The organism is Rhodococcus sp. IEGM 1241, from assembly GCF_033142365.1.
In the GTDB taxonomy this organism is placed as follows: domain Bacteria; phylum Actinomycetota; class Actinomycetes; order Mycobacteriales; family Mycobacteriaceae; genus Rhodococcus_F; species Rhodococcus_F erythropolis.
Genome location: NZ_JAWLSE010000001.1, coordinates 1,822,974 through 1,838,400, shown reverse-complemented (window position 1 = coordinate 1,838,400; position 15,427 = coordinate 1,822,974). Strand labels below are relative to the sequence as shown.

Sequence of the window (15,427 nt, the reverse complement as noted above, 5' to 3'; positions counted from 1 at the left end):
TCAGCTAGATCACCGGATTCGCACATCGGCGAGGAGATCCCTGCGCCGACGGAAAGGACGATCAGTGAGCGAGCAAGACAAGGGGACGTCCGCAGGGGTGCGAAAGCGCGACCGCGGCGAGATCATCGGGCAAGGGGGTATGTGGCTCGCAAAGTGGTCGTTGGTGTTGGCGTCGATTTCGCTGGGCGCCTGGATTTTCGGTTGGCTGATCGAAAAGCTCTGGGTCATCATCCTGCCGGTGGCTCTGGCAATCGTCGTTGCGACAGTCATGTGGCCGCCGACCCGCGGAATGATCAAGCGCGGTATGCCACCGGCCGCGGCAGCCGGCATCACCCTGGTCCTCTCGATCGGAATCTTGGCCGGTGTGATCGCAGGCATCGTTCCGTCAGTGGTCAGCCAGGCCCCCGAGCTCGCGAACAAGACCACCGAGGGCATCAATCAGGTTCAGGACTGGCTCCAGGGTCCGCCACTGAATCTGAAGGACGACCAGATCGACAACGCAGTCCATGCCGTCATCACGAAGGTGCAGGAAAGTGGAACCGCCATCGCTTCAGGCGTTTTCAGCGGTGTGAGCACGGCGAGCTCGTTGTTGGTCACGCTCGGTTTGGTCCTGATTCTCGCCTTCTTCTTCATCAAGGACGGACCGAGGTTCATCCCCTGGCTGCACGCTGTCGGCGGCGGCCGCGCCGGTCGGCATCTCGAAGAGGTTCTCACCCGCATGTGGGACACGCTCGGCGGATTCATCAGGACTCAAGCACTGGTGAGCCTGATCGACGCGGTCTTCATCGGCGCCGGATTGCTCATCCTCGGGGTCCCGCTGGCACCGGTGCTGGCAATTCTGACGTTCATCGGTGGATTCATACCGATCGTCGGTGCGTTTGTCGCCGGCGCCCTGGCCGTGTTGGTTGCGTTGGTGGCAAACGGCCTAACCACCGCCATCATCGTCCTGATCATCATCCTGGCCGTTCAGCAGATCGAAGGAAATGTCCTTCAGCCTGTGCTGCAGAGCAAGTCGATGAAACTCCACGCCGTTATCGTGCTGCTTGCCGTGGCCGCCGGTAGCTCGCTGTACGGCATCGTCGGCGCCTTCCTCGCAGTGCCCGTCGCCGCTGTTGCAGCAGTTGTCATCCGCTACATCGGAGAGCAGATCGACGAACGCGCAAGCGACAACGAGCCGATGCCCGCCGGCGATGCCTCGGACATCCTCGAAGATCAAGACGACGACGCCGAGTCAGAGGTAGAGAATAAAAAGGCCTGATCAGCCCGCGATTACCTTTACCGAGGAGCCTGCCCGTCCGCGAATGACGTGCAGGCGACTCGGGATTCGCTGCCTCATCTCGTCCACGTGACTGACGATGCCCACCACTCGTCCTCCGTCGCGAAGCTCGTCCAACACAGCCATCACCGAGTCGAGGGTGTCGGCGTCGAGGGTGCCGAATCCTTCGTCGATGAACATCGTGTCGAGAACGATTCCGCCGGACTCCGCCGCAACCACATCGGCGAGTCCGAGCGCCAAAGACAATGACGCCAAGAACGATTCACCGCCCGAGAGGGTCTTCGCCGAGCGAACGACGCCCGTGAAGTCGTCCCGGATGTCGAGTCCCAGACCGCCGCGGCGACCCCGAGATCCTGCCTCGTCACTGTGCACGAACTCGTACCGTCCCCCGGACATCCGCTGCAGACGAACCGATGCCGACACGGCGATCTCTTCCAACCGCGAAGCGAGCACATACGCTCGCAGCGACATCTTGCGACTGTTCTGACCTTTGCCGGCGATCACGTCTGCCAGGGCAGCGAGTTCGTCGTGCAGTTCACGCTCAGGTGCAACCGCCTCGTAGGCCTTCTCGAGTTGTCCGCTGAACCGTTCGAGATCCGACACACGGTTCTCGGCCAGGGAAGCGGCCGCAACAGCCGCGTTCACTACCTCGGCGCGCTGAAGCGCGAGGCCGCGAGGTCCGTCCACGTCGACGGTCTCGACTTCACCCACCGCAACAACTTCGGGGTCGTCGAGGACAGTCCGGGCGGCAACCTCGAGGTCACGCGCCTTGGCGAGTTCCGTTTCGATCGCCGCGATTCGGGCAGGCGCTCTCACCCCTCCGATCGCAGCCTCGACCGAATCGAATCCGGCAGCGGCCGCCGCAGCGGCCAGTTTGGCCGACAGTTCCGCCGATCGGGCCTGCGCACGAACGGCGTCGTCGCGCATTTCGGACGCCGCCGTGGCAGCGGAGGCAAGGCCTTCGAACCGTGAGCGCCGAGCAGCGATGGTCGAATCTTCTCCCACCGCAGCAACGATCGCCGTTCGAATCTGCTCGACCGTCGCTGACAGAGTCGTCCTACGCTCGGCAAGTGCCGCCAATTCGGCTGTCAGAGAAGCGGATTCCTGTTGTAGTTCGGTGTCACGCCCATTGAGTTGCGCAAGTTTTTGTGCCAGCACTCCAACCTGACCGGCAGAGTGTGTCGCCTCGTCGACGGCGTTCCGTGCCTCGGCGCGGAGCCTGTCGAGTTCTTCGGAATCGCCGTCTCCGCCGCGCGCGATCACCCGGTCGATGTCACGTTCGACGGTTACCTGGCGATCGGCCACCTTGCTGAGGGCTTTCTCGGCCGCACGCTCGGCCGCTGACGCGGCTTCCAGATCGGGTTCGGTGACCGTGACGACATCCGACTGAGCCAGCGCAGGGTGTTCACGCGAACCACACACCTGGCATGGGTCACCGGGCGCGAGTGAACTCGCCAACTCCGCCGCCATGCCCTCGATACGCTTTTGCACGAGGTCGAGCCAGCGCCCGCGAGCACTCTGATGGGCGTCGCGCGCATCCAACACCTGCACACGAATCTTCTCGGCTTGTGCACGCAGAGAAACGATTTCATGGGCCGCTGTCGCAGCATCCGACGCTTTTACGAGTGCAGCCTCGAGGCCAGGCAGAGCCGCGTGAGCGCGTTGCGCATCCTCCAGTCGTTGGCCGGCCGAGCGCACCAGTTCTGGCAGTTGTGTGCGTTCAACCGCGATGGCATCGATGCGCTCGGACAGAGTGTCTCGCCGAACTCCGAGTTTCTCGATCTCGGCTTCTGCCGCATCGACTCGGCGAGCGTCCTCCGCCATTGCGTCCAGGCGAACGATCTCGTCACGCCAGGTCCGGATCCGAGCTACGACGCGTTGACGCTCATCGTCGGTGGGTGGCCACACCTCCGGCACGAAAATCTCCGGACCGTCGAGTGCGGAGTAGGTCGACATCGCTGTGGTCATCGATTCGAGTGCGGCAGCGAGATGCAAGCCGGCAGCGTCCACATCGCCGGCGACAGCGGCCACCGGTAGTGCACGCTTGGCGGTCTCGAGTTCGGCGCCGATCACAGCTCTTTGGGAGGCGCCCGTATTGAATGCTGCGAGTTCAGCGGTCGCACGATTACGGCGAGCTACCAGATCTGCGGTTCGCTGCGCCGCCGACAGAACCCGATTAGCCTCGGCTGCTGCATCTTTCGCGGTCACCAGCTCCGCGAGACTTGCATCGCGGGTGTCCTGAGCCTCGGCGAGGAGTTTGCGCGACCATTCCAGTGGGTGTGCCTCGGCGCCCACCTCGAGTCCCGCAGCTGTCTCGACCTTCGCGAGCAGCAGCCGCACGGATTGCTCCCTGGCCGCGAGCGCGGTCGCACTTGCCTTTCGTTTGGCGTCGAACCATGCCTCGACGGAGACAAACCGTTTGGTGTCGAACAGACGCTCGAGCAGTTTGCCTCGCTCGTCGCTCTCGGCACGCAAGAATTTGGCGAACTCACCCTGCGGCAAGAGCACCACCTGGAAGAACTGATCAGCGCTCATGCCCATGAGGCGGTTGATCTCGTCACCGATGTCAGGGATGCGCGAAAGGTTTTCGCCGCGGCCGTCCAACCACGTCAGTGTGGCCTTTGCGTTCTCCGTGATCGAACCGGTGCCACGCTTCTTCGGGCGCGAATACTCTGGACTACGAACAAGTTTGATTCTGCGACCACTGATGGTCGCTTCGAGTTCCACGCGCGGCACCGAACCGGCAGGCGCATGATCGGACAGTAGCCGTTTGCCCTCGTTGCGCGCACCCGGAACCCGCCCGTACAGGGCAAAGGAAACCGCGTCGAGGATCGTGGTCTTGCCTGCACCGGTGTCGCCGTGCAGAAGGAACAGCCCGTCTGCACCCAATCGGTCGAAGTCGACCTCGACAGTGTCGGCAAAGGGCCCGAAAGAGCTGACTTCGAGTTTGTGAAGCCTCACGCGGTTTCACTCAGTTCTACCGTGGACTCCTCGGCGCGCGCGGCAGCGCTGAGCGCTTCGGCCATCAACGTGACCTCCCGCCCGGACGGGTCACTACGCACGGCCGAGACAAAGCCACGGGCGATCTCCATGTCGGTTCGACCCCGTACCGCGTCGCGATACTTGAGATCCGATTGTCCTTCCGGCCTTTGCCATTCGAGGTGAACGGCAAAGGGGAAGCGTGCCTGGAGCTGCCTCATGGCATCGACGGGACGAACCGGATCAGTGAGCAAAGCGGAGACGTAGCACTGCTCGGAATCGGCGTACTTCGACTCGGTGAGAAGTTCCTCGAGAGTTCCCGTCACCTGGCTCAGCCCTCGAATCACCGGAAGATCGAGGCGCTGCACCGACGACAGACCGGCTGCGTCGAGTTCGATCAAAAGAGCAGCCTTGCGGTGGCTGCGCTCACCGAACGAATACGGCAACGGTGAACCTGAGTAGCGGACGCGCTCCGAGAGCATCTGGGGCGAATGCAGATGCCCCAGCGCAACGTAGTCGACACCGGCAAACTCGCCCACTGCGACAGTCTCCACTCCGCCGACCGAAATGGAGCGTTCCGATTCAGACGCCTCACCGCCCACGACAAAGGCATGCGCGAGCAGTACCGACCGAGTCGACGGATCGGTAGCTGTTCGTTCGGCGAGGTCTCGCCGAACACGCGACATTGCCGCACCGAGGATGTCGGAATGAGTACGAGCCCGGGGCACGTCCAACTCGACGCGCGTGATCTCCGGCTCGAGATAAGGAATCCCGTAAAACGCGACAGGTCCGAACTGATCACTGAGCATCACCGGAGTACCGATCTGGCCGACTCGGGTGATCAAATGCAATCCGCCGGCAGCTGCAAAGGACGCCCCGGCACCGAGCCGCACCGCGGAATCGTGGTTGCCGGACGTGGCGACAATGACCGCTCCGGCCGCCCGGATTGCCTCGAAGCCTCGATTGCACACCGCGACCGCGTCGGAACTGGGAATTGAGCGGTCGTAGATGTCACCGGGCACGACCACGACGTCAACACCGTGTTCGCGGACGGAATCCGCGATGGAACCGAGCACACTAGCCTGATCGGCCAACAGATCGACGCCGTGAAAGGTGCGACCTATGTGCCAATCGGAGGTGTGCAGAATCTTCATGAATCCGACGGTAGAGCAGCCCACCGACACTGCCGATCTCCCACGCTGACGGCTTCGACGGTGTGCCTCAACCCACGAGCGTCCGGTGACCCTGCACACAATCCGTCCGGTTCGTTTGGCGAAGAACCCGAAACCATCGCGCCATCGCGTCGATAAATGCGCCAGCCACGACCCGCACAAACACGGCCGACAACGCAAGAACCGCTAATGTCGTTATGTGTCTGCAACCCAACGTGCTCGCTCCGGGGTACCGCTGGACAAGCGATCGCTCATCGTGACCGTCCCCGGCCTGCCCTGGTGGGGAGTGATCCTGCTTGCTGCCGGTGTCACCGCCGTCGGCGTACTGATCGATGCAACTGGAGGCGGCGGCGAGCTCACCGCGGTGTTCTCGACGTTCTACTTCCTGGGCTGTCTCTTCGCTGTGGTTGCCGCTTCGAACAAGGCTCTCTTCACCGCGATGGCCCAACCTCCGTTGCTGCTCTTCGCTGCGGTGCCGATCGGGCACACGCTCATCGGCAAGGACAACAGCACCGCACTGCGCGACATCGCGATCAACATCGCGTACCCGTTGGTCAACCGCTTTCCGATCATGTTGGCCGCAACCGTCGTCGTGCTGATAATCGGCGGTTTCCGGTACTTCCTGCTCAATCAGCGTCCCACCGGGCCTGCGCGCTCGACCCGCTCCCGCCGCTCGGCGACCGCCACTCGAGAATCCTCTGCGGCTGCCACGCGAGAACAATCCGCACCCGAGACCGGGCGTCGCCGCAGAGTCTCGGACGCGCCCGTCCCCGGGCCCCCGCGTCGCCGCGCCCCCGAGGTGGACGAACAGCCCGCTTACCGAAGCGCTCCCAGCCGCGAACCGATCGAAGACGATCGCCCGCTGCCGCCCCGGAGAAGCCCACTGCCACCCAGGGTCGATCGCACGCACCAACCGCCTACGCGTCGCCCTCAGCCGGACAGCAGACCGACAGCAGACGACGACTACCCGTCGTACGGTCGCCGCCGGGCGCCCGAGCCCAGTCCGTCGCCCAGGCGTGAGGAGCGGATGGAGCCCTTCTTCGCTTCGGGTGACGACGTATCGCCGCCGCTGCCCCCTCGGCGCCGCCCACCCGGAGTCGATCTTCCGGCGTATCCGCCGCCGCGAGTTCGGTACCGCGATCGCGAAGAGCCCTGACAGACGAGCCCAGCAGCAAAAAATGCGGGGCACCTTCCAGATGGAAGGTGCCCCGCATTTTCTTGTTCTAGGACGTGCGCGCTGCTCGCAATTCACGGGGAAGAGCGAACACCAAGGTCTCGTTGGCTGTGGTGACGGGCTGAACGTCGTTGTATCCATGCTCGGCAAGAAGTTCGATCACGCCGCGCACGAGCACCTCGGGCACTGATGCGCCCGACGTGATGCCGACGGTCTGGACACCCTCGAGCCACGCGAGATCGACCTCACGGGCGTAGTCGACCAGGTACGACGCAGCAGCGCCTGCACCAAGCGCGACCTCGACCAGGCGAACCGAGTTAGACGAGTTCCGCGAACCCACCACGATCACGAGATCGCACTCGGGAGCCATCGCCTTGACCGCGACCTGACGGTTCTGCGTGGCGTAGCAGATGTCGTCGGACGGCGGGTCCTGCAGATTGGGGAAGCGCTCACGCAGGCGCGCGACAGTCTGCATCGTCTCGTCGACGCTCAGTGTGGTCTGGGAAAGCCAGATGACCTTCGACTCGTCACGAACCGTGACCGCCTCGACCGAATCCGGGCCGTCGACGATGGTGACGTGATCGGGAGCCTCACCTGCGGTGCCCTCGACCTCCTCGTGGCCTTCGTGGCCGATGAGGAGAATGTCGTAATCGTCGCGAGCGAATCGCTTTGCTTCCTGGTGCACCTTCGTGACCAGGGGGCACGTAGCGTCGATCGTGCGCAGGTTCCGCTCGGCGGCCGAGTCGTGGACGGCCGGAGACACACCGTGCGCCGAGAACACGAGGAGTGATCCTTCCGGAACCTCGTCGGTTTCGTCGACGAAGATCACGCCTTGATCTTCGAGCGTCTCGACGACGTGGCGATTGTGGACGATCTCCTTACGCACGTAGATGGGTGCGCCGTGCTTCTCGAGCGCCTTCTCGACGGTCTCGACCGCGCGGTCGACGCCGGCGCAGTAGCCGCGAGGCTCGGCGAGGAGCACGCGCTTGGCGCTGCCCTTGCGGGTGGACGGCGAATCAGCCGAGTGCGCGATACCGAGATTGAGAGGAACAGCCGAAGACATGTGACCAGCCTACTGGCACCTCGAACGTGAGACACTCCGGCAAACGTGAACACCTCGGTTTCGGGCTCCGATCGAAGGTTCCGAAGTAAACGAGTACGGCCGTCACAGGCAAGTCGGCTACCGATTGTCGGAGCTTTGCGGCAAGCTGTGGGAATGATCCGACCACCGTTCGTGGCGCGCGTTGCCGCGGGACTCGCCGTCACCGCGATGGAAGAGGCAAAGAAGTTGCCCACCACCGCTGTCGCCCTGCCGATGACCGCCGTGAGCCAGATGCTGCAGACAAGCATGCGCGTGCAGCAGTCGATCACCTCGTTGGCGATCAAGGGCGATCAGGCATTTGCACTGATCAACTGGTCTTCCGAGGACGAACAGCCCGAGTGGGCGGTCTTCGACGAGGACGCCGACGCTCCCGCGGACTCGGCGTCGACCACCGGCGCGACCACCGCTGACACCCCGACCAACGCCGGACGCTTCGCGCTCTACTCGCTCGAGCCGACTGCCCCCATCGAGGAGCCCGCACCCGGCGCCGAGTCCGAATCCGCGGCAGCTACGACGGACGGACCTGCCGATGAGCCCGAGATCGTCACCGAACTCGACTACCCCAACCTCACACTCGCACAGCTCCGTGCGCGCATCCGGACGCTCAGCATCGACGAGCTGACCGCCGTCCTGGACTACGAGAATGCGACGCTCGCCCGCGCACCGTTCCAGACCATGCTCACCAACCGCATCACCACAGCCAAGGCAAAGTGACTTCCGCAACGCCCCCCGCTTCATCGCAGCGATCGTCCGGCGCCAGCAGCGCTGAACAGCCGTGGCCGGTCCGCACGGTTTCCGCCAAGGTCGCCGGCTGGATCGATCGACTCGGCAGCATCTGGGTCGAAGGTCAGATCACACAGATCAATGCACGCCCCGGTACCCGAACGGCCTTTCTCGTTCTGCGTGATCCGTCGGCAGACATGTCGCTGTCGATCACATGCTCACCACAGTTGTTGCACAACTCTCCGGTGCCGTTGACCGAGGGCTCGCGTGTCGTGATGTTCGGCAAGCTCTCGTTCTACACCGGACGCGGAACGGTGTCGTTGCGTGTCACCGAGATTCGCGCCGTGGGTATCGGTGAGCTGCTGGCCCGCATCGAGAGACTGCGCGCCTTGCTCGCCGCGGAGGGCTTGTTCGATCCGAGACTCAAACGGCCTCTTCCGTTTCTGCCCGGCACGATCGGCCTGATCACGGGCCGAGCCAGCGCGGCCGAAAAGGATGTCGTCTCGGTCGCCCACCGTCGTTGGCCCGCAGTGGCTATCGCGGTGCGTAACACCGCCGTGCAGGGCCCGACTGCTGTTCCCCAGATCATCGAAGCGCTGAAGGAACTCGACGCCAACCCGGTAGTCGACGTCATCATCCTCGCTCGCGGCGGCGGTAGCGTCGAGGATCTCCTGCCGTTCTCCGACGAGGCGCTGTGCCGCGCCATCGTGGCCTGCACGACGCCGATCGTCAGTGCCATCGGCCACGAGCCGGACAGCCCGCTCAGTGACCACGTCGCCGACCTGCGCGCAGCCACACCCACCGACGCGGCCAAGCGCGTCGTACCCGACGCGGTTGCGGAAGCTGCTCTGGTTGCCGATCTTCGTGACCGCAGCGCTGCGGCACTGCGCAGTTGGGTCAAGCGTGAGTCTCATCTGATCGAACAGTTGCGCACTCGACCGGTCATGGCATCACCGCTGCTCGCGGTGGACCGTCGCGCCGAAGAGGTCGAAAGGCTCCAGGCCGCCGGGCGACGCGATGTGACTCGGTTGATCGACTCCGAGTCCCGAACGATCGAGCATCTGCGCGCCCGGCTCACCACTCTCGGCCCCGCCGCGACGCTGGCCCGCGGGTACGCAGTCGTGCAACGTGTTGTCGCCGACGGCGATCCGGAGGTTCTGCGCTCGGTCGAGGACGCGCCACCCGGAACCCAGATTCGAGTTCGACTTGCAGACGGCGCCGTTCGCGCCGCAGTGATGGGAAGAGAAAAATGAGCAACGCCACCGACACCGACATCAACGAACTCGGCTACGAAGCAGCCCGCGACGAATTGGTGAGCGTCGTGAAGATTCTCGAACAGGGCGGCCTGGACCTCGACGCGTCACTCTCACTGTGGGAGCGAGGCGAAGCGTTGGCCAAGCGCTGTGAAGAGCATTTGGCCGGCGCCAGGGCTCGCGTCGAAAAGGCTCTGGCCGAAGCGGACGAGTAACGTCCGCTCCGACCGGAAATCCTATGGCGTGATCGGCTGCGCTGCGCCGACCTTCTCGGCAAGAATCCGGAACTCGTCCGGCGTCGCCGCGCCCGTGAGCAACAGGCGAACATCCCCGACGTCCGTGACCCAGATCGACTCGACACCTTCGCCGCCGAAGACGTTCCACGTATCGGCACCGACGGTCTCGACTCCGGTCGCGAATCGCTGTCCACCGGCAACGTGTGACACCAACGGGAATTCCTCGGCGTTGCTCTGAGTCAGCTGAATGTAGCGACCACTGGTCGTGATGAATCCCACAGTGCTCGAATCTCCGCCACCGTCGCCGGAGATGATTTTGCGACTGCCGGAGTTCGGGGTCCACCCGTCCGGAACACCGGGATTACGGATGGGAAATCCGAGTTCCTTCGCGTCGTAGTTCAGAGCAGCGTCCACGTCGACGCTCGGGATAGGCCCCTGCGTCGGGCCGCCAGGACTGAACGTGCACTGGCTGGCGATGCCCGCAATGATGATGCAGAACAGCACCAACGGTACGAGAGACCAGACCATGTCTTTGTTGTCTTCGAGAATGCGGGGTTTCTTCGATGCCACACCCCCAGTATCCAGGTACTGCGCAGTAGATACGATTCCCGGTCCCCTTCGAGCGAGACAAAACGTCGCAGCAGCGACCCGACAGCGCACGTAGCCGCTCCCATCTGGGACAATGACGCCTGAAGAAACCACTGCGTCGACACACCCCGTCGACCGCGACCGCGCCAGGAGGCACCGCACATGACGGCCAGCAGCACTCATCGTGAGACCCCGGACCGTAACCTCGCACTCGAATTGGTCCGAGTCACCGAAGCCGGTGCTATGGCTGCCGGCCGCTGGGTAGGCCGCGGCGACAAGGAAGGCGGCGACGGAGCAGCCGTCGACGCTATGCGTCAGCTCGTCTCCTCCGTCTCGATGCGCGGCATCGTCGTCATCGGTGAGGGCGAGAAGGACGAAGCGCCGATGCTGTTCAACGGCGAAGAGGTCGGAAACGGCGACGGCCCCGACTGTGACTTCGCCGTCGACCCGGTCGACGGCACCACCTTGATGTCCAAGGGCATGCCCAACGCGATCTCCGTTCTGGCTGTTGCCGAGCGCGGCGCGATGTTCGATCCCTCGGCCGTGTTCTACATGGAGAAGATCGCTGTCGGACCGGATGCTGCAGATGTCATCGACATCAGCGCACCGATCGCCGAGAACATCAAGCGCGTCGCCAAGGTCAAGAAGGCGTCGGTCTCCGACATCACGATCTGCATCCTGGACCGCCCGCGTCACAACCAGCTGATCCAGGACGTGCGCGACACCGGCGCTCGTATCCGTCTGATCTCCGACGGTGACGTTGCCGGCGCCATCGCCGCAGCGCGTCCCGAGTCCGGCACCGACATGCTCGTCGGCATCGGCGGAACGCCTGAGGGCATCATCGCCGCAGCAGCCATGCGCTGCATGGGTGGATCGCTGCAGGGCAAGCTCGCACCCACCGACGACGAAGAGCGCCAGAAGGCCATCGACGCCGGTCATGATCTCGATCGGATCCTGACCACCGAAGATCTCGTCTCCGGCGAGAACGTATTCTTCTGCGCCACGGGCGTCACCGATGGTGACCTGCTGCGCGGTGTCCGCTACTACGGTGGCGGCGCCAGCACGCAGTCCATCGTGATGCGTAGCAAGTCCGGCACCGTTCGCATGATCGACGCGTACCACCGTCTCGAGAAGCTGCGTGAGTACAGCTCCGTCGACTTCGACGGCGAAGAGGGCGCGGTTCCCCCGACGTTCTGATCGGCTCCGCCCCGTGAGCGGTTAGGGAGTCCCTGCACTCCTTAACCGCTCACGGGGGACGTAGTCCCCTACCCGCCCTCCAAAAGTGGCAATGTGGAGCCATGACGGAGAGCAACGATCAACAGTTCCGAATCGAACACGACACCATGGGCGAAGTTCGGGTGCCCATCGACGCGCTGTGGCGGGCACAGACCCAGCGTGCAGTCGAGAACTTCCCGATCAGCGGGCGCCCACTCGAGCGCACCCAGATCCGCGCAATGGGCTTGCTGAAAGCAGCGTGTGCGCAGGTCAACAAGGACCTCGGACTGCTCGACGCGGACAAGGCCGACGCAATCATCGCCGCCGCGAACGAGATCGCCGAAGGCAAGCACGACGATCAGTTCCCCATCGACGTCTTCCAGACCGGCTCGGGAACCAGCTCGAACATGAACGCCAACGAGGTCATCGCGTCCATCGCGAAGGCCGCGGGCGTGGACGTACACCCCAATGATCACGTCAACATGTCGCAGTCCTCCAACGACACCTTCCCCACCGCCACGCACGTCGCAGCTACCGAAGCAGCGGTCACCGATCTTGTTCCGGCACTGGAACATCTGCATGCTGCGCTTGCCACGAAGGCGTCCGAGTGGAAGACCGTCGTCAAATCCGGACGCACCCACCTGATGGACGCTGTGCCGGTCACGCTCGGTCAGGAGTTCGGTGGCTACGCACGTCAGATCGAGGCCGGTATCGAGCGCGTCAACGCAACACTCCCCCGCCTCGGCGAGTTGCCGATCGGCGGAACAGCAGTCGGCACCGGTCTCAATGCTCCGGATGGATTCGGCCCCAAAGTTGTTGCCGAGCTGGTCAAGTCGACAGGCGTCGACGCGCTGACTCCGGCGAAGAACAGCTTCGAAGCACAGGCCGCGCGTGACGGACTGGTCGAGGCATCGGGCGCGCTGCGGACCATCGCAGTCTCACTGACGAAGATTGCCAACGACATTCGGTGGATGGGATCGGGTCCGCTGACCGGACTCGGCGAGATCGCACTCCCCGATCTGCAGCCGGGTAGCTCGATCATGCCCGGCAAGGTGAACCCGGTCCTGCCCGAGGCAACCACTCAGGTTGCGGCTCAGGTGATCGGAAACGACGCCGCCATCGCGTGGGGCGGCGCTGCCGGAGCGTTCGAACTCAACGTCTACATCCCGGTCATGGCACGCAACCTGCTGGAGTCGTTCACCTTGCTGGCCAACGTCTCTCGACTGTTCGCCGACAAGTGTGTCAGCGGACTGGTCGCGCACGAGGAGCACCTCAAGACACTCGCCGAATCGTCACCGTCGATCGTGACGCCCCTCAACTCGGCGATCGGTTACGAGGAAGCCGCGGCCGTCGCGAAGCAGGCGCTCAAAGAGAAGAAGACGATCCGCCAGGTCGTCATCGAGCGCGGACTCGTCCCGGACAAGCTGTGCGAGGAAGAACTCGACAAGCGTCTCGACGTTCTGGCGATGGCGAAGGTCAAGGACTGAACAAACAACAGAGTGGCGGTTTCCACTTCGGAAACCGCCACTCTTTTCCCTACACCGTAGTGGTTGCGCGCCATTCGTCGGTGCGATCGGGGCTCGCCTCGGCCAATGCCTTCAACGTCGCTTCACGATCGAAGTCCTTGCCGTACACCGGAGTTCCCGGCTGCTGACGCCAGGAATCGTCGATCGTTCCCGCATCGACAGGATCGAAGCCCAACTGATTGATCAGATCGAACACGACCTGCTTGTTCGCGTCGTCGTCGCCGGCGATGGGTAGCGCAATGCGCCCCTCTGCACCTTCGGGAAGCCCCTTCTCGAGGAGATGCTTCCACCAGATTCCGTTGAACGCCTTGAATACCGGTACACCCAGGCGCTCCTGCACCCATCCGCTTTCGGTCTGTCCGTCCTCGATGGCCGAGATCAGACCGTCACGCTGTTGCGGGTAGTAGTTGTTGGTCTCGATGACCGGGGCACCGGCGACCGCACCGCTGAGGATCCCCGCCGGTAGATCGACCACGTTCTTCTGCGGAATGCTCACGATGACCAACTCGGCGCCCTCGGCGGCCTCGGTGCTGCGGACTGCCTTCGCGCCCGTCTCCGCTTCCAGTTCTGCAAGGGTGTCCGGTGTCCGCGAATTCGAGACGCGCACGTCGTGACCGAGCGCAGCGAGCCTACGTGTGAGCGTGCCACCGATCTGACCGGCTCCGATGATTCCGATGCGCATGACCCTGCTCCTTCGTCGTGTGCAGTGGCGATCGCGCCACCGCTGCATTCGTCAACGACGAGAACGCACCGGGTCATTCCGTACCGACTACTTCAACTCCCGTTGATTCAATCGGTTGACGGATCGAGTTCGAGCCTGATGCGAACACTGACCGGATCGGTCTGCAATCCGCGAAAGGCAGAGGCCGTCAGCGCCGATCTGAACTTCCCCGACGTGAATGTCTTCACCCGCGCCGGGACGTCGTCGTCCGGCATGATCTGGGCCTGTCCGTCCACCCACTCGCCGCGGCGACGGATCCGAACCTTCGGCGTCGCAGAGATATTGGCGCCCCAACCCCTGTCGATGCCGTGCTGCGCGATGACCCACGCCTCGTCGCTGTCGTAGGTGATCGCAACGGGCACTCGGCGGGTCAGACCGGTTCGGCGTCCAACCGTCTCGATCTCGGTCATCAACGACGGCATCAAACCGATCCGATTCAATCCGGTGACCAGCGGATTGGCGAAATACTTCCCGACTGCGACTTCGATTCTTCGTTTTCGTGCAACTGACGTCGGTACCGGCATGCCGTTTCCTCTCCTCCGGAGCTGGCGCTCGAAGCAACAGCTCTATACCGCACGATATAACCACTGATCCGGGAGTTTTGCCACCATGAATATCGATCAATACCCACTACCTGCACACAACACTTGACTGTGTCTGTCGGTTACATCTAGTCTCAGATTCGTTCCTATACCGATCGACATACTGGGAGGCAGTGATGAACACACCTCGAGACACCTCGTTGCCATGACCGGCCCGCAGACGCGTTGTCCGATCGCCGCAGCGCGTCGCAAGTGGGGAGTACCAAGAGAATCAGCGGCACCAGATGAATCGAACAGCTCTGCGATTGCATACGATGGCGGGATGGCCGACTCCGATTCCCGCACTCTGATGCTGGTCGGCGCCATCAATGCCTTCCGTGAACACGGGATCGCGACGACCTCGCTCACCGAGATCGTCGAACGCTCGGGAGCTCCCCGCGGGTCGGTGTACCACTACTTTCCCGAAGGCAAAGGACAGCTGGCCGGCGAAGCAGTTGCCTACTTCGGCCGAGGCGTCAGCGCCGCCATCAGTTCGATGATCGCTCAGTCTTCCCCACCGGAGATCATCGACGCGGTTGTCACAATATTTCGAAACAGCTTGGTAGAGAGCGATTTCACCTCCTCCTGTCCGGTCGCAGCCGCGGCGGTGGAGGGCGCGTCGACGCCGGCGGCATTAACTGCTGCGGGCGAATCCTTCACCTCGTGGGAATCGCTTCTCACATCGTTCTTCTGGCAGCAGGGACAGCCGTCCGAGACTGCAGCACAGTGGGCAACCGTCGTGATCGCGTCGATCGAAGGCGCGACTCTGATGGCAAAAGCTCAGCACACCACCGCGCCTCTCGATCGGATCGGCGCGCACCTCAAGGCTCTGGTCTCGGCCCCGAGCTGACCAACCCCTCTACTTCCAACCGCTGCTGCCG

14 protein-coding genes are annotated in these 15,427 nt (G+C 63.5%); 8 read left to right on the top strand and 6 right to left on the bottom strand.

The genetic code is table 11. The features are described from left to right. Window positions 1-64 precede the first annotated feature (64 nt). Window positions 65-1,258: an AI-2E family transporter gene (locus R4P70_RS08830; RefSeq protein ID WP_003945249.1), complete on the top strand. Its 1,194-nt coding sequence runs from the start codon at window positions 65-67 to the stop codon at window positions 1,256-1,258. Here R4P70_RS08830 and R4P70_RS08825 read toward each other — a convergent pair whose 3' ends face one another. Both R4P70_RS08825 and R4P70_RS08820 read right to left on the bottom strand, forming a co-directional pair. Beyond that, window positions 1,259-4,237, bottom strand: coding sequence for an SMC family ATPase (locus R4P70_RS08825; protein WP_317830686.1), 2,979 nt, complete (start codon window positions 4,235-4,237; stop codon window positions 1,259-1,261). Continuing rightward, on the bottom strand, window positions 4,234-5,409 hold the full coding sequence (locus R4P70_RS08820) for an exonuclease SbcCD subunit D (RefSeq protein WP_317830685.1): 1,176 nt from the start codon (window positions 5,407-5,409) through the stop codon (window positions 4,234-4,236). The genes R4P70_RS08825 and R4P70_RS08820 overlap by 4 nt, the downstream gene beginning before the upstream one ends. Window positions 5,410-5,626: 217 nt before the next feature. Between R4P70_RS08820 and R4P70_RS08815 the strand changes: the two genes are divergently transcribed. Further along, window positions 5,627-6,583: a DUF6542 domain-containing protein gene (locus R4P70_RS08815; RefSeq protein WP_317830684.1), complete on the top strand. Its 957-nt coding sequence runs from the start codon at window positions 5,627-5,629 to the stop codon at window positions 6,581-6,583. A 67-nt stretch (window positions 6,584-6,650) separates the two neighbouring features. Here R4P70_RS08815 and R4P70_RS08810 read toward each other — a convergent pair whose 3' ends face one another. Next, the gene (locus R4P70_RS08810; RefSeq protein ID WP_317830683.1) at window positions 6,651-7,664 is read right to left on the bottom strand and encodes a 4-hydroxy-3-methylbut-2-enyl diphosphate reductase; all 1,014 of its coding nucleotides are present in this window, start codon (window positions 7,662-7,664) and stop codon (window positions 6,651-6,653) included. 153 nt (window positions 7,665-7,817) lie between these two features. Between R4P70_RS08810 and R4P70_RS08805 the strand changes: the two genes are divergently transcribed. Genes R4P70_RS08805 through R4P70_RS08795 form a run of 3 tightly spaced genes read left to right on the top strand, consistent with a single transcriptional unit; the run spans window position 7,818 to window position 9,894 of the window. After that, window positions 7,818-8,417, top strand: a complete 600-nt coding sequence (locus tag R4P70_RS08805) for a lipid droplet-associated protein (RefSeq protein WP_139148472.1) — start codon at window positions 7,818-7,820, stop codon at window positions 8,415-8,417. Continuing rightward, complete coding sequence (gene xseA, locus R4P70_RS08800; RefSeq protein WP_003945258.1) at window positions 8,414-9,679, top strand: exodeoxyribonuclease VII large subunit; 1,266 nt, start codon at window positions 8,414-8,416, stop codon at window positions 9,677-9,679. Before R4P70_RS08805 ends, xseA begins: the two co-directional genes overlap by 4 nt. Continuing rightward, window positions 9,676-9,894, top strand: a complete 219-nt coding sequence (locus tag R4P70_RS08795) for an exodeoxyribonuclease VII small subunit (RefSeq protein WP_003945276.1) — start codon at window positions 9,676-9,678, stop codon at window positions 9,892-9,894. Before xseA ends, R4P70_RS08795 begins: the two co-directional genes overlap by 4 nt. 21 nt (window positions 9,895-9,915) lie before the next feature. On the opposite strand, the gene R4P70_RS08790 is transcribed toward R4P70_RS08795, so the two are convergent. Then, window positions 9,916-10,485 carry a DUF4245 domain-containing protein gene (locus tag R4P70_RS08790; protein WP_029255848.1) on the bottom strand — a complete coding sequence of 190 codons (570 nt, stop codon included), beginning with the start codon at window positions 10,483-10,485 and terminating at the stop codon, window positions 9,916-9,918. Window positions 10,486-10,665: 180 nt separating this feature from the next. Between R4P70_RS08790 and glpX the strand changes: the two genes are divergently transcribed. Continuing rightward, window positions 10,666-11,700 carry a class II fructose-bisphosphatase gene (gene glpX, locus R4P70_RS08785; protein ID WP_019744581.1) on the top strand — a complete coding sequence of 345 codons (1,035 nt, stop codon included), beginning with the start codon at window positions 10,666-10,668 and terminating at the stop codon, window positions 11,698-11,700. A gap of 101 nt (window positions 11,701-11,801) precedes the next feature. After that, window positions 11,802-13,205, top strand: coding sequence for a class II fumarate hydratase (locus R4P70_RS08780; RefSeq protein ID WP_317830682.1), 1,404 nt, complete (start codon window positions 11,802-11,804; stop codon window positions 13,203-13,205). A gap of 49 nt (window positions 13,206-13,254) precedes the next feature. Here R4P70_RS08780 and R4P70_RS08775 read toward each other — a convergent pair whose 3' ends face one another. Both R4P70_RS08775 and R4P70_RS08770 read right to left on the bottom strand, forming a co-directional pair. Continuing rightward, window positions 13,255-13,974, bottom strand: coding sequence for an NADPH-dependent F420 reductase (locus R4P70_RS08775; protein ID WP_019744583.1), 720 nt, complete (start codon window positions 13,972-13,974; stop codon window positions 13,255-13,257). A gap of 59 nt (window positions 13,975-14,033) precedes the next feature. After that, window positions 14,034-14,489, bottom strand: a complete 456-nt coding sequence (locus tag R4P70_RS08770; RefSeq protein WP_317830681.1) for a nitroreductase family deazaflavin-dependent oxidoreductase — start codon at window positions 14,487-14,489, stop codon at window positions 14,034-14,036. A 340-nt stretch (window positions 14,490-14,829) separates the two neighbouring features. Between R4P70_RS08770 and R4P70_RS08765 the strand changes: the two genes are divergently transcribed. After that, on the top strand, window positions 14,830-15,396 hold the full coding sequence (locus tag R4P70_RS08765; protein WP_003945239.1) for a TetR/AcrR family transcriptional regulator: 567 nt from the start codon (window positions 14,830-14,832) through the stop codon (window positions 15,394-15,396). The last annotated feature ends 31 nt before the right edge of the window (window positions 15,397-15,427 follow it).

Coding starts and splice junctions, on each gene's coding strand:
- R4P70_RS08805 (WP_139148472.1), top strand. CDS start 7,818: ATGATCCGACCACCGTTCGTGGCGCGCGTTGCCGCGGGACTCGCCGTC.
- R4P70_RS08765 (WP_003945239.1), top strand. CDS start 14,830: ATGGCCGACTCCGATTCCCGCACTCTGATGCTGGTCGGCGCCATCAAT.
- glpX (WP_019744581.1), top strand. CDS start 10,666: ATGACGGCCAGCAGCACTCATCGTGAGACCCCGGACCGTAACCTCGCA.
- R4P70_RS08795 (WP_003945276.1), top strand. CDS start 9,676: ATGAGCAACGCCACCGACACCGACATCAACGAACTCGGCTACGAAGCA.
- R4P70_RS08820 (WP_317830685.1), bottom strand. CDS start 5,409: ATGAAGATTCTGCACACCTCCGATTGGCACATAGGTCGCACCTTTCAC.
- R4P70_RS08810 (WP_317830683.1), bottom strand. CDS start 7,664: ATGTCTTCGGCTGTTCCTCTCAATCTCGGTATCGCGCACTCGGCTGAT.
- R4P70_RS08775 (WP_019744583.1), bottom strand. CDS start 13,974: ATGCAGCGGTGGCGCGATCGCCACTGCACACGACGAAGGAGCAGGGTC.
- R4P70_RS08780 (WP_317830682.1), top strand. CDS start 11,802: ATGACGGAGAGCAACGATCAACAGTTCCGAATCGAACACGACACCATG.
- R4P70_RS08770 (WP_317830681.1), bottom strand. CDS start 14,489: ATGCCGGTACCGACGTCAGTTGCACGAAAACGAAGAATCGAAGTCGCA.